Source organism: Limnochordia bacterium (assembly GCA_023230925.1).
Lineage (GTDB): Bacteria > Bacillota > Limnochordia > DUMW01 > DUMW01 > JALNWK01.
Window position 1 is genome coordinate 36,142 of the sequence record JALNWK010000011.1, and the last position, 26,073, is coordinate 62,214.

At 50.4% G+C, this 26,073-nt stretch carries 11 protein-coding genes; 1 reads left to right on the forward strand and 10 read right to left on the reverse strand.

Annotation, left to right across the window (positions count from 1 at the left end):
• Positions 1 to 12 precede the first annotated feature (12 nt).
• From M0Q40_03870 to M0Q40_03880, 3 genes are all read right to left on the reverse strand, one after another.
• On the reverse strand, positions 13 to 1,047 hold the full coding sequence (locus tag M0Q40_03870) for a LacI family transcriptional regulator (protein ID MCK9221747.1): 1,035 nt from the start codon (positions 1,045 to 1,047) through the stop codon (positions 13 to 15).
• A 65-nt stretch (positions 1,048 to 1,112) separates the two neighbouring features.
• Positions 1,113 to 3,764 carry a non-lysosomal glucosylceramidase gene (locus M0Q40_03875; protein ID MCK9221748.1) on the reverse strand — a complete coding sequence of 884 codons (2,652 nt, stop codon included), beginning with the start codon at positions 3,762 to 3,764 and terminating at the stop codon, positions 1,113 to 1,115.
• Between the two features lie 179 nt (positions 3,765 to 3,943).
• Positions 3,944 to 12,616 carry a glycosyl transferase family 36 gene (locus tag M0Q40_03880; protein ID MCK9221749.1) on the reverse strand — a complete coding sequence of 2,891 codons (8,673 nt, stop codon included), beginning with the start codon at positions 12,614 to 12,616 and terminating at the stop codon, positions 3,944 to 3,946.
• A gap of 247 nt (positions 12,617 to 12,863) precedes the next feature.
• Between M0Q40_03880 and M0Q40_03885 the strand changes: the two genes are divergently transcribed.
• A complete protein-coding gene (locus M0Q40_03885; protein ID MCK9221750.1) occupies positions 12,864 to 14,144 on the forward strand; it encodes an NCS2 family permease in 1,281 nt (426 codons plus the stop codon).
• Positions 14,145 to 14,500: 356 nt separating this feature from the next.
• Here M0Q40_03885 and M0Q40_03890 read toward each other — a convergent pair whose 3' ends face one another.
• From M0Q40_03890 to M0Q40_03920, 7 genes are all read right to left on the reverse strand, one after another.
• On the reverse strand, positions 14,501 to 15,241 hold the full coding sequence (locus M0Q40_03890) for a sugar phosphate isomerase/epimerase (protein ID MCK9221751.1): 741 nt from the start codon (positions 15,239 to 15,241) through the stop codon (positions 14,501 to 14,503).
• 15 nt (positions 15,242 to 15,256) lie between these two features.
• Positions 15,257 to 16,483, reverse strand: a complete 1,227-nt coding sequence (locus M0Q40_03895) for a glucuronate isomerase (protein ID MCK9221752.1) — start codon at positions 16,481 to 16,483, stop codon at positions 15,257 to 15,259.
• Positions 16,484 to 16,496: 13 nt separating this feature from the next.
• On the reverse strand, positions 16,497 to 19,511 hold the full coding sequence (locus M0Q40_03900) for an MBL fold metallo-hydrolase (GenBank protein ID MCK9221753.1): 3,015 nt from the start codon (positions 19,509 to 19,511) through the stop codon (positions 16,497 to 16,499).
• Positions 19,512 to 19,527: 16 nt separating this feature from the next.
• The gene (locus M0Q40_03905; protein MCK9221754.1) at positions 19,528 to 20,538 is read right to left on the reverse strand and encodes an alanine racemase; all 1,011 of its coding nucleotides are present in this window, start codon (positions 20,536 to 20,538) and stop codon (positions 19,528 to 19,530) included.
• A 248-nt stretch (positions 20,539 to 20,786) separates the two neighbouring features.
• A complete protein-coding gene (locus tag M0Q40_03910) occupies positions 20,787 to 21,749 on the reverse strand; it encodes a Gfo/Idh/MocA family oxidoreductase (protein ID MCK9221755.1) in 963 nt (320 codons plus the stop codon).
• Between the two features lie 75 nt (positions 21,750 to 21,824).
• Positions 21,825 to 22,973 carry an SWIM zinc finger family protein gene (locus M0Q40_03915; protein ID MCK9221756.1) on the reverse strand — a complete coding sequence of 383 codons (1,149 nt, stop codon included), beginning with the start codon at positions 22,971 to 22,973 and terminating at the stop codon, positions 21,825 to 21,827.
• 18 nt (positions 22,974 to 22,991) lie between these two features.
• On the reverse strand, positions 22,992 to 26,048 hold the full coding sequence (locus M0Q40_03920) for a DEAD/DEAH box helicase (protein MCK9221757.1): 3,057 nt from the start codon (positions 26,046 to 26,048) through the stop codon (positions 22,992 to 22,994).
• Positions 26,049 to 26,073: the final 25 nt, after the last annotated feature.

The following is a 26,073-nucleotide window of genomic DNA, read 5'->3' on the forward strand; positions in this document are numbered from 1 at the left end:
CAAAGAAAACGTTTATGTTCGAGCTCCACAAGAGCCCCTAATCACAAGCTCTACAGGAAGACAGGTCTTAGTGTAATATTCCTGCCCGGTATCGATACATCTTAGTAACTGCCGTACAGCCACCCGTCCCATTTCCCTTTTGGGGATACGCACGGTGGTAAGGGGTGGATCCGTCTGACTTGCACCATAGATATCATCTATTCCTACAATACCAATATTTTGCGGCACTTGCAAGCCCAAACGCATTACCGGCCCCAACACGTTTAGGGCTACTTTATCGCTAATGCAGATAATCCCCTCCGGGGGATTGCTCAAGCTAAGTAAATATTCCGCTTCTGCCTGTCCTTTGGTTGCGCCCCGGGATATCTTCTGACAAATGTACTGTTCCTCGGGTTTTACCCCATAATCCATCATCGCGGCTAGGAAACCATAAAATCTTTCGTTCAAGGGCTTGTACTTCCTCGAACCCTGGATAATGGCAAGGCGCCTTTTTCCTAGCCTTAGAAGATGCTGCGTGGCCAGATACCCGGCCCGGAAATTATCAGCCACGATACTACTGACCGTACCAAAAGCAGAAGGCTCCGGTAAGTGATTGTCCACTAGAACCACCGGATGACCCAAGGCTACGATCTCTTGAACCGTCGAATCTGCCAAATCCCCTCCACCAAGTCCGATGATCCCGGCAAGGTTGCGCCCACGGAGGTTGTTTGGGATCACAGTCTCCCCCTTTATCGTAGGCAATACCACAAGTAACATGCCAAAGCCGAGACGTCGTGCCTCTTCTTCTACCCCAGCCATAATCTCGCTGCAGAATGGATCTGCAAACAGGGGCACCGGTAGCTCCTCCACCACAAGGGCCAACATCTGCGCAGCAGTATCCTTGTTGGAGCCTTCATGGATATAGCCAAGTTCATCGGCCACCGCAAGTACATGCTGACGTGTGCTTGCGGAAATGCTTCCCTTATTGTTTAGCACCATGGAAACTGTGGCCGCGGAAACCCCCGCAGCCTTGGCCACATCAACGATCCGAACCCGGGATGGTTTCATAGAAAACACCTCTTTAGCCTATGGGGGGGATAACCCCCCCCTAGGCCAGACTATCTTTCACCAAGTCATACCGTCTGCGATATTTCTATATACTGTCCTGCATTCACCATAAGTGGTTTATCAAACTGGACGGATTTCCCTTGTAATGTCGAGCGCATAGGCTTCCCGTCACAGGAGACATTGCATGGTCCCTCGGTCAGGCCATCAAGTGTCAGGGAGCTCAGTTCTATACTGCCATGAGCAACTCTAAGGCAGAATCGACGGCCGGTATCAGTAATGACCTGACTGAACCGTCCCCAAGCTATTCCCGTAGACCAGAAGCTTTGAAACTCCTCGCCTTGATAACACGGAGCAAAGCCCATGGTTCCCTTGGGCATACTATAGGTGAACCCAGATAAGGCCAACAGCACCGACCAGCTAGCCATAGCCCGCACATAGTGATGTCCGCACTCCAACTCATCCCATGGGTTACGATTAAACCCCGCGTACCTGTCCCGGACAGTTTTCACAACCTCTAGTCCTTCTTCTATCCAGCCCTCATAAATCAGATGGGCGGCTACCTGATATTCAATCCCCGTCCACACCTCATCGGAATAAACAAAGGGAATGGCAGGCCTACCTCCCTTGGGCCAAGAGCAAAGTAATAACCCTCCTTCATTATTCAGAGCGTAAACCCTTTGCACATTGTCAAACTCGGCAAGATCCGAGCGGAAATTATGGCGGTAAATTGAATGAACCGCCTCCTTGACTCTGTCTTGGTCAAGGAGGTAGCCAAGACCAGCCACATGGGCACATAGTTGACCAAGTAGTTGATCCGAGAGGCACCCATCCCCATATTGATACTTGGGCATCAAGTCCTGATTCAGACTTGCCCCTACCCCATCCGGTGCACTCTTACAGGCACAGGTTACCAAGGGCGTCTGCAAGTGTTCCGGAACAGTAAGTCCTTCCAGGACCTCTACCTTTTGTCTATAGTACTCACCGTTCCAAAGCTCCTCGTCTACTCGTTTTCTGCCCTTTTCAAAGATGCTCCGGTACTCCTGCGCCCTATCCTCTTCGCCGAGATACCGCGCCATTTCCTCACAGGCCCGGAGTGCCCCTAGATACATCGCCGTTGTCATCGTATTCGGTCCGTAAAACTCGATATCATAGGTGTTATGCTGCTGCCCTTCCATTACACCGTCCTTGTTTGGATCCCAAACGGAATCAAAGGGGCGGGCGTTGTCCGGTGTGATGTTCCATGCGTACTCCAAGGCTAGTTTTATCTTTGGCCAGAGTTCCTTAAGAAAGGAGTCATCACCGGATAGCTGCCAATCCCGATAGGCCTGGATAATCGCTCCCATTTGACCATCAGCACAGGGTTTAAATTCCCAGATTTCGGCTCCCCTTGGAATCCTGGTCCGAAAACCCATATGCCCCCGGGAGCAGGTATTATACAGAAACTCGGTACGCCGCATATCTCGCTCCAACTCTGGAAATAGGAAGGCTAAGGCTTGCTCGTAATTCCATACATGGGTGCAGTTGCCATGGCAACACCCTTCCCGATCGGAGCAGCCCTCCCAGCCATAGAAGCTTCCGTCTTCCAGTCGGAAGCACGTCTGGGTACGCAAAGTGCTGATCTGGCTGGTAATCGCATCGAGAATATAACTAGGTAACGTACTGTTCCAGATCGCATCATTCCAGGCAGAAGTGGCTTCCCGCAATCTCTCGAAATGCTTGACTGTGTAAATTGCGGCATCCCAAGCATCGGTAAACTGCTTTGCCACATATTTTTTCAACTTGCTGTGTTTTTCGTCCCCGGGGATCGCAAAGTGTAAGGGATTTCTCATGTTGGGGAAATGCCAACTGAGTAATATTGGTAGGGTCACTTCTTCCTTTGGTTCTAAGGAGGCATGCAGGACCATGGAGGATATATCGCCTTGATGTCTAGGTGACTTTTCCGCATCTAGCCGTTCGTTGATCCTACCATCGGTGGAAAAATCGTCCCAGAACAGATGACAGGCATCCCACCATCCTCCTCGGTACCAACGAGTGGTAGCACTAATATCCTGCCAGGTTGTTGCTAAAGCAAGACTTCCGTTCCGGGGATCATCTGCGGCACCTTGGGGATTGCTAAAGAAAAGCCCCTGGGCGCAATTTGTGCGTCGATACTCATTAATACTACCCCGGCAATCATATCCCCCATCCCTTTGGTGTGCGGGAATAAAGTTGGATAGACTAACAGCTAAGGAGATATCCACCGGAGCGGTGTGAGGATTTTTGATCTTCCACATAAAAATGGCAACAGGCAGTGAGCTATCATCCACATTGTGGGGAATTAGGGGATTAAATGCCGTAAGGGCCACTTCCACCGGCATCTTTCCATCGATAAATTCAAGGTTAGCAATGGGATATTGGCCGGCGAACTTCACCTCGTCGAAGCGACTGACTCCCGAAAGCTGGGCCTGGGGCAGGCCGTGGGCCCTAGTATATGGCGGTAGCAGTCTTCTTTCTAGCAGCTTTGCCACTGGTGCCTGCCCCTTGGCCTGGGCCCACAGGGCAAAGAAGGCGAAGGGTGGTACGTTTCCCTTATCGGGATGATCGAAGATCTCCCAATCCTTTAGCTCTCCCCGCCCCCCAATACTGATCGTTCCCGTCCCAATTCCTCCTAAGGGGAAAGCAATCTGTGATAGAGCCTTACCAGTAAATACGCGCGGCTGTTGTTGTACAGTAATCATTCATAAACCCCCTGTCCCGGTTCTTTTACCCATGGTTACTGATTAACAACCATGAAATGTTTACTAAACTATTCATTTCATTACTTCGCTCTTCTACTCGGGATTCCTTCCAGAACAGGAGGCTATTTACAAAGCACTTATCCGCAAGAGTTTTACCTAGCTCCAGTGAACTATTTACCCTAATCCAACCATTGACCTAGTAAAGCTGACTGTTCTTCTAAGACCTTAGCATTGATGTTAATTTTATGGTTTTTACCATCGTCGGTAAGGGGTATCCCCTCCTCCGCTATAGGTAGATCGTCAAAGATGATCGGTGCTGTTAGGCCATTCTGGTTGTCTACAGTAACATCGTAGATGGTACTTCCGTAGCGATACTGCAGGGAAAACCCAGGCCAATCAGCGGGAATGCACGGCCGGATAAACATCCTTTGTCCTTGGATCTTAAGACCCAATGCATACTCAACAATGACCTGGTAAAACCAACTGGCCGCTCCGGTGTACCAAGTCCATCCTCCTCGTCCTACATTCGGGTAAACACTGTAAATATCCGCGGCAACAACATAGGGCTCCACTCGGTACTGCCCAGCTTGCTCTAGGGTAAGGGCATGGTTGACCGGGCTAAGCATCAATAATAGCTCCATGGCCCGTTCCCGATCTCCTAATAGGAGTTTGGCAAGGATTACCCACGCTGCGGCATGGGTATACTGTCCGCCATTTTCCCGCACACCTGGCACATAACTCTTGATGTAGCCGGGCTCAAGACGGGTGTGGTAAAACGGTGGTGTAAGTAGCCGAATAATTTGGTCTTCTTCAGAAACTAGATAATCATCAACGGCACGCATTGCTATCTTAGCCCTGTTCTTGTCCCCCACCCCTGAGATAACTGCCCAGGCTTGGGCAATGGCATCTATCTTGCACTCGTCATTCTCGCTAGAACCCAAAGGTGTCCCATCATCGAAAAACGCTCGCAGGTACCATTGTCCATCCCAAGCATACTGTTCAATAGCCGTGGCTATACGTTCAATATGCTCTTTAAACTGCGCGGCCAGCTCCTCATCGTCTTTGAGGACACAGACTCGGGCAAAATCCTCAAGCACCCGACATAGAAACCACCCAAGCCATACACTCTCTCCCCGGCCTTGCCAACCAATTCGATTCATGCCATCGTTCCAATCACCGGCACCAATCAAGGGTAACCCATGGACGCCAAACTTCAGCCCGTAGTTGATCGCCCTTTGACAGTGTTCGTAAATGGTTCCGGTTTCCTCTGATTGCTCGGGAACATCATAGCGCTCTTGCTCCAGCTCCTCTAGGGGACGCCCGCTTAAGAAGGGGACTTCCTCATCTAGAAGGGAGGTATCTCCTGTAACAAGTACATACTTGGCAGTAACGTAGGGCAACCATAGGTAATCATCTGAGAACCGGGTACGAATTCCCTTGCTCTCTTCAGGATGCCACCAGTGCTGCACATCACCTTCTTGGAATTGGTGGGCGGCGGCACGGAGAATATGTTCTCTAGTAATGTGGGGCGAGGTGTAAATTAAGGATAGCACATCCTGTAATTGGTCTCGATAACCGTAGGCTCCCCCGGATTGATAAAAGGCCGAACGACCCCAATACCGACAACTAATAACCTGATACAACAGCCAACCATTGACCAAGTAATCGAGGGAGGGTTCAGGGGTACTGACTCTGATCCTTCCGGTAAGCTCATCCCACTTACTTCGTACCCGATCCAGTTCCCCTTGTATGGCATAGTTCTGTCGGTATTTGCCAACTAGATCCTGTACCTCCTGTAAATTCGTACATTCACCTAGGAGAAAAGTAACCTCAACCCACGCTCCCTGTTCTAAGGTCACCGGTACCATAATCGCAGCACAGGGGTTAATTGCTGTCCCAACCCGTCCCGATAGATGAACCTGGTTAAGACCTACAGGGGCTTGCAATGAGCCATTCCGGCCCAAAAACTCTAAGCGATCACCGGTAAAGGAGAACTCATCACTAAGGGTTGCCAAAAAGGCCACATGGTCGGCATAATGCTCCCGGGCAGCATTGGTCATAATGACCCCACCTGCAATTCGATCGAAACCGGTGCTAATGTACTGGTAGTTTTCTTCCTGGAGTACTCCCAATACCGGCTCTGCATAATACGTAACTCCTAGACTGCGCCGTCGGTCAGATTTGTTCTGTAGCCGGATGCGGATGATCTTCACCGGATCAGCAGCAGCAGCAAAGAGGTCCACCACGTGATGGATCCCTTGATCCGCATATTCATATCGAGTATATCCAAAACCGTGCCGAATCACATAGGGATTCTCTCCCCTGATCGGTGCTGGGGTCGGGGACCAAATCTGCCCTGTCTCGTTATCTCGCAGAAAGATAGCTTCCCCATGTAATACGCTTACCGGATCATTGGTCCAGGGGGTAAGTCTGTTTTCTCTGCTGTTTTGGGCCCAAGTGTACCCACCACCGGTCTCCGTGGCCAAGAAACCAAAGTGGTCGTTAGCGATGACGTTAATCCAAGGCGCCGGAGTGCTTTGCCCTTGGTTTAAGACCACTACGTACTCTTTGCCATCCTGGGTAAACCCTCCATAGCCGTTAAAAAATTTTAACTGCCTAATAATCGGGGTGGGATCTATCCTGTAGTCATACTTGAATGAAGCACGGGAGGGTTGCAGCCGCGACGGTTTAAGTGCAAGACCCATCTCCATCCGGAGTTGACACGCCTTAAGACCAGCTGGGCCGCTGAGCACCAATCGGGCGCCACTGACCAAGGCCGCAAGCTCCTCTGCTTCCAATAGATTCGCCTGTCGCAAGTATACCCCACCGGGACGATTCTCCTTGCCTTGGGCGTGGCAGCTTTGGATTAGTTGTTTCAGGTTATCTTGTAAGATATTTGCATATTCGACTTCATGCTCATTAAGAATCACCAAATCCACCGGCAAACCCTTCATCCGCCAATATTCATGGGCAACTAGCACTTGTCTAACCAATTCCGCATCATCTAGCTGCCGTACCTTCAGTAACAGTATGGGATGGTCCCCGGAGATCCCTTGGGACCAAAGTGCCTTCTTAATGCTTCTAGCTGTCACCAGGGCCTCCTCCCGAAATTGGAAACACCTTGGCTCAGCAAACAATAACTGGGATGCCAATCTCTGGAACAGATGGGCTTCGTCTAGACTCACATTTAGATACCGTAGTTCCACCTGACTGCGGGTCCAGGCCAAGGCAAGGGCTCTTTCGGCAATGGATGGATCGTGGTAGGTACTAGCTAGATCAATGGCTGCTTGCCGGGAAGAGGTGATCGCCAGGGAGAACACAATGGAAGATGTTTGTCCAGGGGCGATACGTACCCGGCGCCGAAGGCTCATACAAGGATCCAACACCGCCCCCACGGTACCCCCTAACTTGCCCCCGTGTACCCCCATAGGATCTTTCGTGGTCTGTCCCCGCCCGATGAATTTGCCCCGATCGGTCTCATATTCCAATTCTCCCACCACTTGTCCATCCACAGCCACAGTATGCATGACCCACAGCGGCGGCCCCTCTTGGCCCCGGGACCTACGACTGGCAATTAGAGCACTGACTTCGGGAATGTACTCAGTTTGCACAAAGAGGTTCCCAAAGGTGGGATGAACCGCATCTGCCTTAGGATGATCCAGTACTACCTCGAAGAAGCTAGTAACCTCCAAAACGCAGGGTTCACTCCCATGATTGGTAATAGAGACTCTACGCATCTCCCCGTCATTCTCTGAGCACACAGTGATCTCGGTCTTGGTTTCAATGCTCGCATCAAGGCGCCGAAACTCAGCCTTATCTTCAGCAAAACTTACCTCGTATTCATCGGGTAGCACCCGGGTCGGCTGATACGCCACGGACCAGACAGTATCATCATTTAGGTTACGAATATAGATGAACATGCCCCGATCATTGGCGATGGGATCTTCTCTAAACCTGGTTACACTGTATTCCCGCCATTTACTATAGCCGGATCCGCTATTGGTGACCATTACTGCATAGTCACCATTGGAGGCTAGATGCACTTCAAGCCCTTCCAGATCCGCTTTGCCGAAGCGACGATTTAGAGCAATGCCCACAGGACGTCTTCTCTGCACAGTCCATCGGGTCGTTGGTTCCTTATTAATGAGGGGTTGTTGCAGAGGTATGCGTTCTTGTAGGAGCATCTCCGTGGCCTTCACGTAAGGATCTAGATGAAAACGCTCCTGCATAATCCCACCCAGGAAATAATTAGCCAATGCTAGAAAACTCATTCCTAGGTGATGGACCATGAAGGACTTAACAATGACTCGATCCCGCTCCCTTGGTAATCGCTCTTTGGTAAAATCCACAGCCTCGTACAAACCATATTTCCCTTCCAGCCCCAATTCTCCTAGACGTTTCAGATTAGCAACAGCTGCTGCCGGATCTACCATCAAGGCCAAGAAGGAAGCATAGGGGGTCACGATGAGGTCATTGGCTAACCCCCGTTTGAAACCAAGCTGGGGCACACCAAAGGCACGATACTGGTAATTAAGATGCAGGTCCATCGCGTTAAAAGCACATTCTGAAACCCCCCAGGGAATATCATGGCGATCACCATGACGCATCTGTTCTCGAACAACAGCCTCATAGGTATCATCCCATAGCGTATGCCGGTAGTTACGCATGATTAATAGGGGCATTAGATATTCGAACATGGTGCCCGTCCAGGAAACCAAAGCCCGGGAACCACCGGCACGAGTCACCATCCGTCCCAGACGAAACCAGTGTTTTTGCTCGATGTCCCCCTTGGCAATGGCAATAAAGCTTGCCTGTCTGGCCTCGGAGGCCATTAAATCATAGTGTACTCGGCTCAGACGGTTTTCCTCAAGATTATAGCCGATAGAAAACAGGTTTCGTCTATCATTATATAACTTAGCAAAATCCATGTTGAACACGGTCTGAGTAGCGGCGGATATCAAGTCCCCTAACTGGGCCTGAATCTCTGCACCCCTCGCCAAGGAGATTTGGAAGGATTCCTTTAGACTCTGCCATTGAGGCTCTTGTTCAAGCAATTTCGTGAGCTTCTCTTCATGTTCCTCCAGACCTGCAAGACTAGTACTCATCAAGAGCGTCTGGGTAAGCTCATGATCAGGTTGAAGTCCCAGTTCTAGGACCTCATTAACCCATGGTAGGCAACGGTTTAACTCATCGGTATGAGTCTCAATCATCGTCTCCATCTGCTTAACCCAAAAGCGGTTTGGTTCTGGTGCAACGTCAATCATGGCCTGGGTTAGACCCTGTAGCTTTTCTAAAATTCTAAGGCCCTGCCAAGGCAACGTACTCGGGTCCTGTAAAGTATCGCAAAGCTGCCGTATATCCGAACGGAAAGGCGACAGCTCCTCCGTGGAGGCTATAACCAAATAGGTGTCCCAAAGGGCACGACCCACCTTACCCCAATCAACCAACGGCACCTCATAGGCATGATCGAGCCCCTGGACCAAGGTGATCAAGTAACCAGCTAGATTACCACTGTCCACCGTGGACACGAATCTAGGCTCTAAGGGTTTTAGCGTTTCGGTATCGTACCAGTTGTATAGATGTCCGTGCCATCGTTTTAACCGGAGCATACTAGCAAAGGAAGCCTCTAATCTATCCAACATCTCTAGCATGCCAATATACCCAAAATCCCAGGCGGCAAGGTTGGCAATGATCCCCAATCCAATGTTCGTGGGAGAAGTCCGATGGGCTATCTTAAAGTGAGGCTCCTCTTGGATATGATCTGGTGGCAACCAATGATCCCCTGGACCTACAAAATCTTTGAAATATTGCCAAATGCGGCGGGCTTGTACCCGGAGGTATTCCCGCTCCTCAGCTACAACCTGTGTTTGCCTTGGTGCAACCGGAAGACTAACCCAGTAGGCCACAACCGGTGCCATAAGCCACAGAACCAACAGGGGCGATGTAGCCACCAGCAAGGCGGGATTAGTCCCATAGACCAGCGTTCCAATAGCGATGCTTAGCATGGGACTTGGCCACATCCGGGCAAGATACCCTCTCACAGTAAGACCCCGCCTCCGCTCAGCATCAAAGGCACTGACCCATTCTAGCAGGTTTCTCTTAGTCACAGTAAGTCTGAACAGGGTCCGGACAATAGCATCGAGCATTAACCAAGCTTGATGGGGCAAAAAAGTAATTAACAACAATCCCTGTCTCACTAGGGAAGGGGCATCAAAACTAGCCGTCCACAGGTGTCCGGCGAAGTGAATCCCCCGACGCAGTGACAAGAACGCGTTAACTAGGTGGGAGAACACCGGGTATAGGATTACCAAGCCCAAGATAGTCAGCAACAGCCAGGCCGATGCGGGAAAAACGGTTAGCGCGGTGGTAAGCAATACCAATGTACTAACCGGCAGTAGGCTGCGCCGTAGGTTATCAAAGATCTTCCATTTTGCCAAAATGCCCAAGGGGTTTTGTGCCCATTCCCCCCGACTGTCTCTAATGCGGGTACCTAAGTAAGGCAATAACTGCCAATCCCCCCGCACCCAACGATGCAGTCTGGTCGAGTAAGCGGGATAGTGGGTTGGGTACCCATCCAACAGCTCCACATCACTGACCAAACCCGCTCTTACGAAGGAACCTTCCAGAAGATCATGGCTTAAAACCCCATTTTCAGGAAAGCGTCCCCCTAACACTTGGTTGAAGGTTTCTAGGGAATAGATGCCCTTACCGGTGAAGCTCCCCTCTTTGAACAAATCCTGGTAGACGTCGGAAACAGCGGTGGTATAGGGATCGATCCCGGTTTGCCCGGCAAAGGTGCGGGCAAATCGCGTGCTTGCCGCACTAAGTACCGAAATGCCGATCCGGGGCTGAAGCACTCCGTATCCTGCCACAACAACGTTCCGTTTATCATCGATCACCGGCTGGTTCAAAGGATGAGCCATAGCCCCGATCAAGCGCCGGGCGGTATCCCTCACTAAATTGGTATCCGCATCCAGAGTAATCACATACTTGATCCCTGTAAGTTCTGGAGGTAATGCACCAATGAAACTAGTATCCTCTACACCGGATAGGAGAGCGTTAAACTCCTCTAGCTTACCCCGTTTACGCTCCCATCCCATCCAACATGTCTCTTTCGGATTATACACCAACTTGCGGCAAAAGAAGAAGAAGCGGGCCTGATCCTCCTTTCCGTATAGTTGGTTTAAACGTCGGACCTCACTTCTACCAGCCTGAATGATCTCCTCATCATCGGCAGAGTGCTCTTCTTTGCGATCGGTGAAATCACCGAGCAGGGCAAAGTAGAGGTTGTCCTCGGCATTAGCAAGGTAGTATACCTCCAACTGCTCAAATAACTCGGTAACCCGTTTTCTATCAGGTAGTAATGTAGGGACTACTACTACCGTCTTAGCTTCCTTAGGAATGCCATTTCTAAACTCCATCTTAGGGATAATCTGGGGCTTTGTGAATCTTGTGATCAGTGAATTGACCGTAGTCACCACCAGATCACTTACCGGTATTGTTAAGAGGAAAAAAGCCAAGAGGAATTTCCACCCAGTCCCCACAAAAGAAGCGATCAAGAGACTGATGAGGATAGTACCAATTCCTAGGACTCCTAGGTAGGGAATAACTGGGTATCTGGTTATGCCGCTCCGAGGACGGGGTTTTGCCCCTAACTCCTTAAGCAGTCTATCCTTTCCCTGATCTAGAAGATAATAACCAACGTGGGTCGTTCGTTCATCGGAGCCCTCCTTGGCAAAGGAAACCGCCTGCCTTGCCACTTGCACCTCGGATACACCAAGGGCCTTGGCCAGTCTTTCCACGTGATGCCGATACAAATCCCGACTAGCAAAATCCATAGCCGGGTATACACCACTGGGGTCTTCCCGGAGAATACGCTCAGTGTAGTTCAGTCTTTCAAAGTGCTCCGACCAGTCTAAGGATGCTAGTAGACGTAGACTACTAATACGGTTGCCCATGGCAACCTTGCGGGCTGACTGACGTTGATGTTCGAGATGAACGAGTTCCTCTGCATCCAAGCCTTCATCGGCCAGAAACCTCTCCAACCAACACATAATATCCACGGCGGCCCCACCTTGGTTGCGAAAACGGTATAGGAGCTCCACTAGGAAGACTGGCTCTTTACGTTTGAGATGGGGCAGAAGCTTTTGTAGTCTGTAGACAAGGTTTTCGGGAGTATCCTTGAGTGCTTCAAGAAGCGTACATGCCCATTGATCGGCCTTCCTTTGGTTACGAAAGGTATGTAGTATCTCCAAGGAAAGGTCACTGATCTCCTCAACTAGGGCAAGCTTTAGCAAGGCTGGAAGGGCCCAGACTTCCCCAATGGAAAGCAGCGATACAGACTGATATCCTCGGAGGAAGACAGCAATGACTTCCTCATCAATTCGACCATCCGTATGGGCCACTATTTCCTGGGCGATGGCATAGGCCCGGGGATAACCCCTCTGGGGACCACCTGCCAGTTTAGGTAGGTTACGATAGTACCCCATTGGTAGGCTGTGTCGGATGTCCTTTGCTGCGGCCTGGACTATGTAGTAGTTGTCAAAGAACCACTCTGCCGCGGGGACAATGTTATCCTTTCGGTCAACCGCCTTGGAGACATCATGATAAACAGTCCTCAGAGTATAATCGGTCTCATTTAAATCAGGTAGCCTTCCTTTGATCGAACTGTCTCCCAATCGGTGTCTAGTGGCCACATCCCGGGCATGTTGCTCCAGTTGAGAGGTACTTAGCAACACCTCTTCAGAGCGATCGTCCCGACCAAGGGTAATGACTAATCTGCGCCGATAAAGACGCACGATAACCAAAAACCCAATGATTAGATATACGGCGATTACTAGTTGTAGCAGCATAAACTTCCAGAAACCTCCTCGGACAGATGCTAGTCCCTGATGGCTAGTTTGTCTCAAATAGCCCTAGATTAAACATAACCCCTCAGCATGGTCACGGTGAATACTGTGATAATTGGGACAATAAATGAGAACCAGGTTTTTGTTATATTGCTTTCAGATCTTGCAGGATAATGTCGTGAGGTTATCTAATAATAGTACGGGCTAATGCAGTTCAAGGAAGCAACTTTCAATAACAAGGAGGATGGACATGCTAGAAAGCTTCTTCAAACTTAAAGAACATAAAACCGATGTCCGAACTGAAATCATTGCAGGCATTACTACTTTCATGACCATGGCGTACATTATTTTCGTTAATCCCATGATCCTTTCCGGCGCCGGGATGGATCGAGGCGCTGTAACCACCGCGACTATTCTTGCTGCAGCCATTACCACTTTTCTTATGGGGGTGTTTGTCAACTACCCCTTCGCATTGGCCAGTGGTATGGGCTTAAACGCATTCTTCGCTTCCGTGGTAGCAGCCCAATACGGATGGCAAGCCGCTTTGGGAGCAGTTTTCATCTCTGGTGTAGTTTTCTTCATCTTGGCAGTAACTAACGTTATTGGTTACATCGATGAAGCCGTACCCCTGGTAGTCAAGAGATCCGTTGCAGCAGGGATCGGCTTGTTTATTGCCCTAATTGGCCTTAAATCCGCTGGTCTTATTGTAGGTGATCCCGAAAGGTTGTTGGCCTTGGGCGATGTCACTGCTAAGGAACCGCTACTGGCGATTATTGGTCTGGCGATTACTGCTATTTTGATGTCCTTAAAGGTAAAGGGTTCAATTCTTATCGGTATTCTACTTACAACAATCATTGGAATTCCTATGGGGGTTACTAGTATTAGTGGTGTCGTTGGTACCCCAGCATCTCTTGCCCCGGTCCTTTTTAAGCTGGACATCGTGGGAGCCCTAAAGCTTGGTGTGTTTGTGATCTTCTCCCTATTATTCGTAGACGTTTTCGATACCATGGGGACCTTGCTAGGCACCGGTGCTAAAGCTGGCTTTCTTGACAAACAGGGCCGCCTACCCAAGGTAAAGGATGCAATGATCGTCGATGCTATTGGGACCATGGGTGGTGCAGTGTTAGGAACCAGTACAGTAACCACGTATGTTGAGAGTACCGCAGGAATCGCTGAAGGCGGACGGACGGGACTGACATCTGTTGTCGTTAGTATCCTGTTTTTGCTATCATTGTTCTTTGCTCCTTTATCCACGAGCATTCCTTCAGCTGCTACTGCACCTGCGTTGATCATTGTTGGAGTTCTGATGGTCGGGGCCATTAAGGATGTAAACTTCGATGACTTCACTGAAGCTTTCCCGGCCTTTATCACTATGGCGATTATGCCCTTCTCCACCAGCATCGCCGATGGAATTGCTGCTGGATTCCTAGCATATATCGTTGCTAAGGTTGCCGGCGGTCGATTTAAGGAGATTCACTGGTTCATGTACATTCTCGGAATCATTGCCATTTTCCACTTCATACCATTTTAGGCGCACATCGAGTGGAGGTAAACGACCAGCTCGTTTATCTCCCTACTTAATAGGTTTCGAAGCATACAGAATGGGGCTATTGGCGACTCTCCAATAGCCCTTCCTTATTGTTTCCCTTAGTTCATTTGCCCGATGTTTGCTTGCTTTGACCTAAACTACCAGCGTAGAATCCCTCCGAGCCATGATCTTAAAGGATTTACCACACTCTTTTAAAAAAGACGAACCACCACCGCCAGGGTGATGGCTCATCAGTCCTTCTTCAGTCTACATTTGTTCTACATAAGGTCCCTATCCGCAACCATAGGCCTACACCATTGGGTATACAGTCTTCTGGAGCCTGACGTTGCCCTGGGGCGTTACAGTAGTGCCTTAATACTGTCAAGGCCTACCTTAACACTGTCCACGGGGGCCATGTTATACTCCTCAGTCTCGACAATCAGCCACTTTACCCCAGCTTGACGGGCTCCCTCAATTACCCCAGATAGATCCAAATCCCCATGCCCTACTTCCACTTGTCGATCACCCTTAAAGTCCTTCACATGCACAGTAGGACACCGGCCCTTGTATCCGAGCAAGTACTTCACTGGATCAACCCCGGCATGGAAGACCCATCCTAGATCCAACTGCGTTTGCACCTTGGGGGAGGCAGACTCGAAGATAATATCTAGAATATGCTTGCCTTCAACTTTATCGAACTCCCAAGCATGATTATGATACCCAACAATTAGGCCGTGTTTGCTACACTCATCGGCAACACTACTCATAAACTGACCGAAACCGCGCCAATCTTCCAAGGTTCTTAGCGCCTCCCGAGGGGCACCAGGACAGACCACGTATTCTAATCCTAGTTCCACAGCATATTCGATGGTCTCAGGTAGATGGTCCTTGAGTTGTCCATAGCCTACGTGACTTGAGACCGGTTTTAGTCCCAAGTCGGTTACCACTTTCTTTAACTCGGTGGCACCTAGACCACCATAGCCAGCAAACTCCACACCCGCATAGCCCATGTTAGCCACCTGCTTCAGTGTACCGACAAAATCCTGCTTCGCATCATCACGCAAAGACCATAACTGAAGTCCTACAGATAGTTGATTCACCTGAAAGCAACCCCCTTATGATAGAAAATCCCAAAAGTTTTCGGAGAAGAGTTTGTCAACATCACGCTGGATTTCATCGGGCGTCACAATCCATCCTGTATCCATTAAGTCACTGTACTTGTCGATGAGGACCTTGCCAATCACTTCCTTGGAATGGGTCCATTTGTAGATTAGTTGGTCCAACACCCTTGCATCGGAATGCTGAGGGATAAAGCTAGTTCCCAGAAGCTCCATTCTCATCCGGGTAATCTCCTCGATAAGGCTTGGATTATTCAAGAACCACCAACAACCAAAAACCTGCAGGTTTCGAAACTTCCGTGCAAACACTGCCAGCTCATGTTGGTTCTCCCGAGATAATAGGGTAACCAAAAACTTATTCTCCGGGTAATGAGCACACAGATAACCCACGGTACCAATGTCCACTTTACCCACCGCATCCCCCGCGTCTCCCAGGGCCTGATTAATCCTTCTTACCACGCCAATCATGGCCGCAAAGGGCAAGCCGTACTCACGACACACAGGAAGCACACACTGATCTAGCATCACTGCCCCTGGATTGTCATTGGGTAGAGTAAAATCATAGGGCAGGGAGGCGGCTATGTACAAGGGGGACATCCGCCCAATCCAATCAGTTAGAAAACGGCGCACCTGTTCACAGGTTTTGGAGTCAATGGTCTGACTTACTTCGTAACCCAAACCTTTAAGTTTTGGCACCGCACCTGGCCAGTCCACAAGCAGGGTATCAATTCTCAATACCGCCTTAAAGCGCTCATCGTGGATGCCTTTTTCTTGCCAATACTCCTGTTCGCTAAAGGGGTCATTGGTCATCACTACCGTATCAACACCGCTGAGTTCAAAGACTCGATCTATATAAGCGGCAGGATCCTGGGCGTTGAAATATTCCCGGTACTCCTTCAGATCCCTTTTGGTGGTATCCAATCCTAAGGCCTTAAGTACAGTCAGTACACCCCGACATGCTTCACTATATGGAGTATTCTCCACAAATAACGTCTGCCATACCAAATCCGCTTGGGCGCTTTTCTCCAGTGCCCAAAACTGCTCATAGGGAAGATCGATCCAGCGCATGGTCTCTGCGATCAAGTAATGGTACGTAAGTAACTCATCAATCCCCCACAGGAAGAAATCACCAAAACTCCCTGGATAGATGTGGGTATGAATGTCGGTAATCCTGGTCTTAGCTAAGGCCTCCTTTACAGTAGACACTAATTGTAACTGATCCATAGGACTCACCTCTTCAGATTGTGTATTCTAAGTCATAGCCCGTCTTGGCTTTAAATCGTGATACCGCTTCCAACCAACGCTTTTCATCGGGGCGCTGGGATAACTTCACCTCAACCCGCTGTTCCCCTTTAAAGAAACTTGGCTCCTTGAGCAGGCCCCAATCACGCTGCATTAATACTATTGCAGCCATCTTAATGGCATGCTGGTTTGGCTCCTCGGCGATCACGATAGGCCAGCCGCTTTCCCGTGATAGATCATCTAAATCCTCCGCATACTGTCTTCCGATCTCAGGGGAAATAAAGGCCAGTTGGATATATCCTGTACCATCGGGGCTTGTCTTTTTACTATGCTTGTAGATCTCTACTCCCAGCCATTTGAAGTGCTCTTTAATTAAGCGAAAGGCTTGGTTAATCTCCCACTGTTTATCGCCAGCAGCATTGACAGGTTCCACTACGACCGAAGGGGTTTCCTCGGCTAGAACCAGCTCAAAACCCGTTTCTTCTTTGAACTTGCGTACCAATTTAGCGACGGGTACATCCTTTGGTAGTGTACACTGGAGCAGGACTTTCTTCTTATCAGCGTAAATCGACGGTCCCTTTTTCGGCAGACAGTCCCCTGGCAACAAGGTCAAGAGCACTTGGTTCAATGCTCCATGGTGGGCATTAGTGTTCACCTCAACCTGCCAACCAGAAAGCTCCTCTAGTTCTCGCAATCTGCCCGCATAACGCACCTGGGCAACATCAGGGAAGTGGAAGTATAGACTTAAGGTACCCGAATCTACATGGGCACCCCGCTTATACAAACCAGTCTCCGCTGGAAACAATTCATCAACGAGGGACATAGCCGCATTGGACTCAAGACGCGTCAGGTCCTCTTGGCACTCCTGTGGAACCACCGTCTCAGGTAAGGCACCATATCGGTTTTCCCCTGGTACCACCTGTCTATAATATACGAAATCTGCACTGGTGACCAGTCTTTTCGCGATAGCCAACCGATGGGCTAGGTCCATAGATAATCCACAGGCATCCATGGCTGCATCAAGGGTAAATTCTTGATTCTTGTATGCTTGGAACACCGCTTCCCAAAGCCTTCTTCCGGTAAATCTGCGGTAGGTCACCGTGCCTTTTTGGATGACATCGGCCAATCTACTTTTCTCCTCACTACCAGTTCCATCGGCAATATCCCATGGCCCCACAATAGTAATGAGGGCTTCTGCAGGGAACTCTGTAGAGTTCTTTCCCACCTGCCAAGCAGAAAAGCCAGTGGATGACTTCCCGTAACAAATGCCAAAGTCCAGACTGCCATCCTCTGCCCGTAAAAGCAGCAGCTTACCAATCAACTCCGGCGCCTGGTTCATCAATTGTCGCCTTCGAGCCTGATTAGCCACCGCTGCTTTAGTCCGGGCATAGTACAAAAAGGGCCGCTGCCAGTCTTGGGCAAAGTACGCTTGCTCATTCTGAAGCTGTTCTGTTAAAGCTTCAACCTGTGCCGGTTCTAACCGGTGACCGTACCAAAGATCCGCAAGTTCAGTGGCTGAAAACAACCGTTTTGCCAACGCTGTCTCCGAAACGATATACAGCCAAAGTGCTTCAATGTTCAAAGGCAGACCTTTACCAATTCCCTGGCGTTGCTTTAGTTCGGGGGACGAAGCTCGACGGGGAAAGCTAAACTGCAATTCGTCTCCGTTTTCGACCAGATATACAGCGGTGCTGGTAAGTCTCTCGGCTAAATGGGCCCTTGCATCATCATCGCCGTGTACTAAAATCGTATGGTCCGGCTTTAGTTGGTGCGTAAGGCTGACCAACTCGCCCCCATCAGCATGGGCAGATAGACCGAATTGCTGCACCATACACACAACTTCAATCTGCTTATCCCCTAGAACTAATCTATTAGAACGGCCCGCAGCCAAATCTAGTAAGCGCCGACCTGGACTCTCCTCATCCTGGTAACCCGTTAGGAAAATGGCATTGTGCATCCCACTAGCCAGTTTCTCGGCATAATACTGGCTTGGGCCTCCACTGAGCATGCCTGAACTAGCCACAATACAGCAAGGTGGACCCTGCACAATGCGTTCCCGCTGCTTGGCATTCCTAACCGGTTGTACCCGGGAACCCTTTTGAAAAAACGGATTGCCTCCGGCTTCAATCTTGCGTCTTAGATTAGGGCAGAGGTACTCCGCAAAGTTGCTGTAAATATCGCAGATGCTACGCACCATGCCATCGACCCAGATCGGGCAATCGGGAATCTCGCCAGCTTGCTGCATCGCCCACAGGATCAGGATCACTTCTTGGGCCCGTCCCAAGGCAAAGGCGGGAATAAGTACACGTCCTCCATGTTGAATGATTTCAGCAACTGCCCGGGCCAGTCTTTTCTCTTCGGTCAACCGATTAGCATGCATGCGGTTACCATAGGTAGATTCCAAGATCAATACATTAGGGTCAAACCTAGGAAAGCTCATCCCCAGAATGGTCCTTTGATCTAAAACTGATACGTCCCCACTAACCAACACATTCCCAACCTTAGATTCTATGCCGATGAGACTAGCACCGAGAATGTGCCCCGCGGGAAAAAAGTGAACAATCCCAAGGTCCTGCGGTAAAGGAGCAGCTCGGGTTACCTCCACAGGAACTACCCTAGCAAACATACTGTTTACTAGGCCCACATCATATAGAGGGACCTCCATCTCCCGCTCTGCCTTTTGCTCCATGATCTTTAAGGCATCGGCTAGTAACACACCAATCAGCTGATGGGTCGGACGAGTACAGTAGATAGGTGCCTTGGGATAGGCTTGGTGTACTAACGGTAGAGCACCGCTGTGATCCAAATGGGCATGGGTCAGGTAAATAGCATCAACACCGCCAAGCTCATCTATCCGGGCCAGATCCGGTAGACTGTCCTGGGGAGCACCATATTCCACACCCCCACCCATGCGGATTCCCGCATCTATAAGCAGCTTGCAGTCTCCAAGATCAATATGTATACAGCTTGCACCGACCTCATTGCCTCCACCAAGTATCGCAATTCGCATCAAATTGCCTCCACTTCTATCCTACATTGCTATGCTCATATATTTCCTTCGAAACATAAGTAGACGATGTGGCTCTGGCGATCGCCTGGTAGTTTAACGAAAAGGGAACATAATCCCCTACTTTAATCGGAGTATCACTAGCTGCGCTTAGCACAAGGTGGTCACTAGAAGCACCCACAATCTGCAAGTTTTCATGCCGTGGGACCAAGCCTGCAACGTCCACATCTAACCATCCACAGGAAATAACCGCTCGGATCCCCCTTTGACTGATCCTGACTTCAATAACCTCGCCTAGTAAGGTAAAGACATCCTGGTATAGACGATTAATCGGTGTATTGCTTGGCACATGCCAACCACAAAGAATGGCCTCGCCAATCCGGAGGTCCGTAATCCCTTGGGGAATCTCACCGGCTTCCACAAGGGGTAGGGAACTGGAATTCCCGCCGGAGATGACCTTAGGATAAACACCGGTCCGAGCGTAAATAGCTTCAGCTAGATCCACTAAGGTTTGCAGCTGTCTTACCGTGGGGGCCACCCCAGATAAACAGGTGAAGTTGGCACCAATACCCCGTAGGGTAAGGCCCGGCATCCCTAAGACCATTTCGGCAACGGAATATGCATCTTGGGGCAGGATCCCTTCTCTTCCTTCGCCAAGATCGATCATCAACATCACCTGGTGCTTCTTGCCTAACCTACAGGCCACATTGGCCAGAGCTTTCAATACTACTACTTCTGTGTTAAAGCTAATATCCGCAAATCGAACAACATCCTCAACCTCACTTAGGGCTGGAATCCTCAGCAGGGCAAGGTCAACACCGCAACCAACCAACCTTTCGAGATTGCTTAACCGCGAGTCTGCTAGAACCTTGGCGCCGCCTTCAATGAACCCCCGGGCCAAAAGAGGGTCTGCACAGATCCCTTTAGTTACCCCGGTAAGGTCAATGCCTCTTCTGGAACACAGGGAGGCTACACGGAATACATTTGCCCTTAGTTTCACCGGGTCCACAACTAGACGTACGTTCACCATACCACCTACGTAGCATACTGAATTCTTAACACTTTAGTATCTATTGTCCGACAACAAATACTCTGTGTCAAGGAATGACCGTCACCATACATCCAGCAGGAAACGATTATCCCCGCCTGAGTCAATGGCATCCCTGAACCTAATTCGTAGGGTTTCTCCTCTGCGCGCTTTACCCTCCATGGTCATCCAGTATTCATTACCTCTTCAACGCCTGGCACTAGCACGTTGTCACCATAGGCGCTTACCTCTTAGAGAAATCCTAAGGCCATCCGTAGGGTAAGGAGGTTATCCCGGCCACTGGACCAAGGTTCCTGACCTGTATTAATGCAGGATACAAAATGCTCAAAGGATATAGGGAGGGACTCAAGAATATCCAGTTCCACCAAGGACAGAAGTTCATAATCACTAGGGACTCCTCGATAGATACCATAGACGCCATCGACCTTGTCAATAATCACCGTTGTTTGATCGAATTCCAATTGCCACAGACCTACCCAGGGTGCCGGGGGCAGTGTACTGATGAGACTTCCCGTATACAAGAAGGGAAAGGATAAACCACCACCCTCCATTTGGTAAGAGGCCGCGATCCCACCACCTTGTTGGTAGGGGCTACGGGCGGAATTCCATTCCATCACATGGCCAAAGACCGCTTCTGCCCCGGAAAGGGCCCGGATTAGATCGAAATGGTGAATGGCCATCTCCAGGGCCATGGGGTGTAACATTTCCCGTTGATAGGTCCTTCCCACATGATCACACCAAAAGCGACAACTAACAGCACGTAAATGTCCGAAGCTCCCCTCGGTAATGACCTTACGCAGCAACTGCATCGACTTTAGAAACCGGTAATTTTGGCTCACCATCAAGATACAGTTATTTCGGCAAGCTAGCTCTACCAGTTCTTGGGCTCCCGCCAAGGAAGTGGTAAAGGGTTTTTCCACCAACACGTGGAGCCTTTTTCCGAGGGCTTGCAGAATCACTTCCTGATGGGCCGGTGTCGCCGCTGTAACTACCACTGCTTCAACCATACCACTATCTAGTTCTGCCAATGACGAGACTACCTTAGTATCTGGAAAGTCTTTGAGCCACGTTGGCTCGTACATTGAACCAATCAACGGATCCACAAAGGCAGCCACCCGAGCAGCGTCTATCAGATCAATCCGCTCTGCCCAGGCCCGACCCATTCCCCCAGCCCCGACAATTGCTATTCTCATTCATGATCCGTCCTTTCCTCCAAGACCATGTATTCGCATCCTTTGTTTTTCAATAGGGACCCACTACTGACTCTGCTAGGTATCAAGCATCATCCGTACCTTCTTGGCAATGGCTAGTAAGTGGTGTCGGACATAGTCACACCGTATACCTAAGGCTCTACCCACATCCGCCTGAGACATGCCCTCACAATACTTTAGAGCTACCTGCCGCTCCGGGGGTGTCCACGGGAAATCAAGCTGCGCTAGGGCAAATTGTAGCATCTGGGTAAACTCATCCCGGTTGGCAGTTATATTCGTGATGCGCGCTGCTTGGGCAATGAATTCTAGGTCCCATTGGGGATCTGATTCATTGGTATCCAAAACATCTGTAGCGGCTGACTCACCGTCGGGCCAAGCATCGTCCCCAGCTAGTATTTGCAGAGCCATTTCCTTAGCACACATATATACCGGCTGCAAAAGCAAACCCAGGGGAGTATCACCACGCCAGAGGGGAAATGGACCCAGTCGTTCAAGTGATGACTCGAGCTGCTCCCCAGCATTCAATTGGCCAAGATCGCCTGGAAGAGCCCCCCCGGACCAGAAGGCATCCGGAGCAACCGGTAATGGTTCACCCTCATTGTTCTGGGATGATGCCTGCCCGGGCTGTAAGTACTCTAGAAGCTCATCCCGGGTGGCACCTCGAAACATCAAGTATTGCCAAGGATCACGATCAAACTCCTCCCCGAGTAGAAAGCACACCGCCGCAAGATGTTTACAGGGATTCTCCCAATCGGGACAGGAGCAATCTGTCTGTAGTTCCGCGCGACTAGTAGGAAACAACCAAGTTCCAGCCTCGACAAAAACCTGCTCTATTACCTCGGGTAAAGTCCCGGCCAAAAGCTGGGCCACCAGTGCAGGACTTTGGATAATCCTGTTGGCTACAGCCTGCCATTTCTTCGCGGGTAACTCGGGAACTTGCACCACACAGGTATACGGTTTCTTCCGAGAGCCCTGCACCTGGGCGGTGATGAGGCCCTTGTCAATATCGATGGAGAGCACCTGGCCACTGCGAGCATAGCGCTTACCCCGATTGAGGCGAGAGCTAGCCCCAATGGCCTTTAGCGCTGCCAGCCAACGTTTTGCCCACCAGTTACTCGCAAAGGAGCCACTTTTTGATTGGGCCTTGATTCCATCCTCGGTTGAAATAGGAGTCGATGGTGTGTAATACCAATCACTGCGCCTCACTACTAAACCACCTCACCTTTAGTCCTCGTATGCCGTCTCTTGTAGTTGAATTAGTTCCCTAAGCTCCTCGGTCGAAAGCTCCGTCAGGTGTTTTTCCCCTTGGCCCACCACCTGGGAAGCTAAGGTCTCCTTACTATCAATGAGTGCATCAATTCTCTCCTCTAGGGTCCCTACACAGATAAACTTATGCACCTGCACATTTTGCGTCTGGCCAATTCGGTAGGCCCGATCCGTAGCCTGGTTCTCAACAGCCGGGTTCCACCAGCGATCAAAGTGGAACACATGATTGGCCCGGGTTAGGGTCAACCCGGTCCCCCCCGCTCGTAGGGAAAGGATAAACACAAAGGGCGCCTGGGGTTCATTTTGGAAACGTTCCACCATAATATCCCGTTGTTCCTTAGGGACACCCCCATGGAGGAACAATACCTCACGTCCAAAGGTCTCCTCGAGATAATCAGTTAACATATGCCCCATTTGCGCGTACTGGGTGAAGACCAACGCCCGATCACCCACCGCCAGAATCTCCTCCAACATTTCCGTAAACCGGATCAGCTTTCCCGATCGACCCGGTATGCGGGATCGATCCTGGAGGAAGAGGGCTGGATGGTTGCAGATCTGCTTTAGTTTTGTCAGGGCCCCTAGAACCAGTCCCCGTCGTTTTATCTGTTCAGCCCCCTCAATTAGCTCCATCATCTCCTCGGTAACGGCTTTATACAATGAGGCCTGCTCCCGGGTGAGGGTACAGAACACCTTGGTCTCGATCTTGTCTGGTAAATCAGCGATAATGCTCTTGTCGGTCTTGACCCGCCTAAGTATGAAAGGACCGGTGATGCGCTTAAGATACTTGGCTGCTGTGGCATCCTGGTATCTTTGAATGGGAATGAGAAATTGGCGGCGGTACGTAGCCGCAGGCCCAAGCCAACCGGGATTTAAAAACTCCATGATGGACCATAGATCTCCCACGTGGTTTTCTACAGGAGTACCCGTAAGGGCCACACGGTAATCGGCCGGCAGAGAACAGGCAGCCTGAGCCTGTTTCGTCTCAGGGTTTTTGATATTCTGCGCCTCATCAAGGACCACCCCCTGCCATGGTACCTGTTTGAGCTCCTCCCTATCCCTGGATAGGAGGGAGTAACTGGTTATTACCAATGCCCGTTGCAAACACTGCTCCACAAATTCCCCGCCCTGTAATCTTTGGGGGCCGTGATGTACCAACACCGGTAACTCCGGTGTAAAACGGGCCGCCTCCCGCTGCCAATTACCCACTACAGAAGTGGGACATACCAAAAGCACTGGTCGTCTTGCCTCCGCTGCCCAATCTGCTTGGAGCAGGGCGAGCATTTGCACGGTCTTACCCAAACCCATATCATCGGCTAAGCAAGCACCAAACCCGTACTGTCGCATAAAAGCAAGCCAAGAGTACCCTCTTTTCTGGTAGGGACGGAGGGTGCCCCGGAACCCCTTAGGCTCAGGAATAACTTTGAAGGTCTCTTTACCGGTAAGCTGTCCAAGGACATCGGTGATCCACCCGCTTGTCTCGACACTTTGGAGTTCTAAGTCGCCGGATGGGGTTTCACCCTCTAGGGTAATCTTTACTAATTCCCTGGCGGTCATTCTCTGGCCCTTCTTGATTAGGGCCTGGGCGGATTCTATATCCTCTTTGTTAAGTTCGACCCATCTACCTCGTACCTTAACCAAGGGCATTTTCAGCCGGGCAAGGGCAGCCAACTCCTCCATAGATAGTCGTTCTTCTCCCAAAGCCACCTCCCAATCTACATCCACTAGCTGTTCCAGACCAAGTTGACTGGCGGAATATGTGCTAGTTGCATGGGCTCTCGCGGACAAGCGCACCTTTCCGCGGCTACCAACCCACCAGGCGGGAAGCATAACTGAAAAACCTGCTCCTTCTAACCGACTGGCTTCATGGGTGAGGAAATCATATACCCCCGCGGTACTTAACCAAAAGCCAGCAGGAGCAGGTTCGGATAAGCTAACTTCCACCAAGGGTGACATACGGGCGGCAAGACCCAAGGCAATAAGTAAGCACTCCTGTACATGCTTGGTCGTGCCTAGGACATCCGGGATATTACCTTGCCAGACATCAGTAGCCGCGATCTGTAGGCTAGGATCCAACTGGGATTGCAGTAGATAGCGGACAAACCAGGTACACCCCTCAGGCGGAACCACAACTTGCGCTGACTTCTCCTCCAGTTCCGGCTCCTCCACCCGAAAACATAACCGAAAGGGAGCGGATTCTGTCACCTTAAGCGGATGCTGCCACCGGTTAATGTCCGCTATTAGTGCATCGAGCTCCTTTACCCCACCCTTTACCGTTCCTTGAAGGGAGCATAGAGCCCTTACCCACTGTTGGTGAACATTGCGGTAATTCGTTGGCCGTTCTCCATAGGGATTGACTGTAACGGCTGCATTCCGGACCAAGTAATCTACCGTTTCCTCCACAAAGGCCAATAGCGCGATGGGACGACGGGGAGCCGGTGGGCTGGTGTTATCGTTAGATAAGGCCAAAGCCAACCCCGGCATCACCTGGGCAAGTCTTGCTAAGATTGCTTGATCAGGACCTCCCAGTACCGGAGACCAGCGGGCTTGGTAATACTTCTGTCCCTGCGTTAGATTTGGTAAGAACCGCTGTCGAGCTACTAAGGAGAGCGCGAATTTCGTCACTTGCGCCCAGAAGGATAAGGTGCAACCAGTCATCACCCGAGATACTAACATTTGCCTAGTTGCACTAGCATACAACAGTGGAAACCGGTGGGCTGAATCTAGGGGAACGGCATTAACACCAAAGGGCTGCAGGGTAATCTGCTCAGTATCTACCGCCGGGCAGGTGGCCCCTTCGGTTGCAGCAACTAATGTACTCCCAACGGTCGGCAACCAAAGCACCAATGCTTGCTGACTTTGGTGTTTAAGACCTACTTTACTCAGAACACTTCGCAACTGTTGCGTTTTGAGTCCATAATGGGGCAAAGAACCACCTTCCTGTGTGGGATCTTTACCCAGTTCCTCACCCCAGACCCAGAATGTACGATCACACCAAGCTCCGTGTAACTTAATCAAGCTAATCCTCCTACCGAGGTAATCT

Bases quoted from the DNA above. Each gene is read 5' to 3' on its own strand.
- M0Q40_03870 (MCK9221747.1), bottom strand. From the start codon at position 1,047: ATGAAACCATCCCGGGTTCGGATCGTTGATGTGGCCAAGGCTGCGGGG.
- M0Q40_03875 (MCK9221748.1), bottom strand. From the start codon at position 3,764: ATGATTACTGTACAACAACAGCCGCGCGTATTTACTGGTAAGGCTCTA.
- M0Q40_03880 (MCK9221749.1), bottom strand. From the start codon at position 12,616: ATGCTGCTACAACTAGTAATCGCCGTATATCTAATCATTGGGTTTTTG.
- M0Q40_03885 (MCK9221750.1), top strand. From the start codon at position 12,864: ATGCTAGAAAGCTTCTTCAAACTTAAAGAACATAAAACCGATGTCCGA.
- M0Q40_03895 (MCK9221752.1), bottom strand. From the start codon at position 16,483: ATGGATCAGTTACAATTAGTGTCTACTGTAAAGGAGGCCTTAGCTAAG.
- M0Q40_03900 (MCK9221753.1), bottom strand. From the start codon at position 19,511: ATGCGAATTGCGATACTTGGTGGAGGCAATGAGGTCGGTGCAAGCTGT.
- M0Q40_03905 (MCK9221754.1), bottom strand. From the start codon at position 20,538: ATGGTGAACGTACGTCTAGTTGTGGACCCGGTGAAACTAAGGGCAAAT.
- M0Q40_03910 (MCK9221755.1), bottom strand. From the start codon at position 21,749: ATGAGAATAGCAATTGTCGGGGCTGGGGGAATGGGTCGGGCCTGGGCA.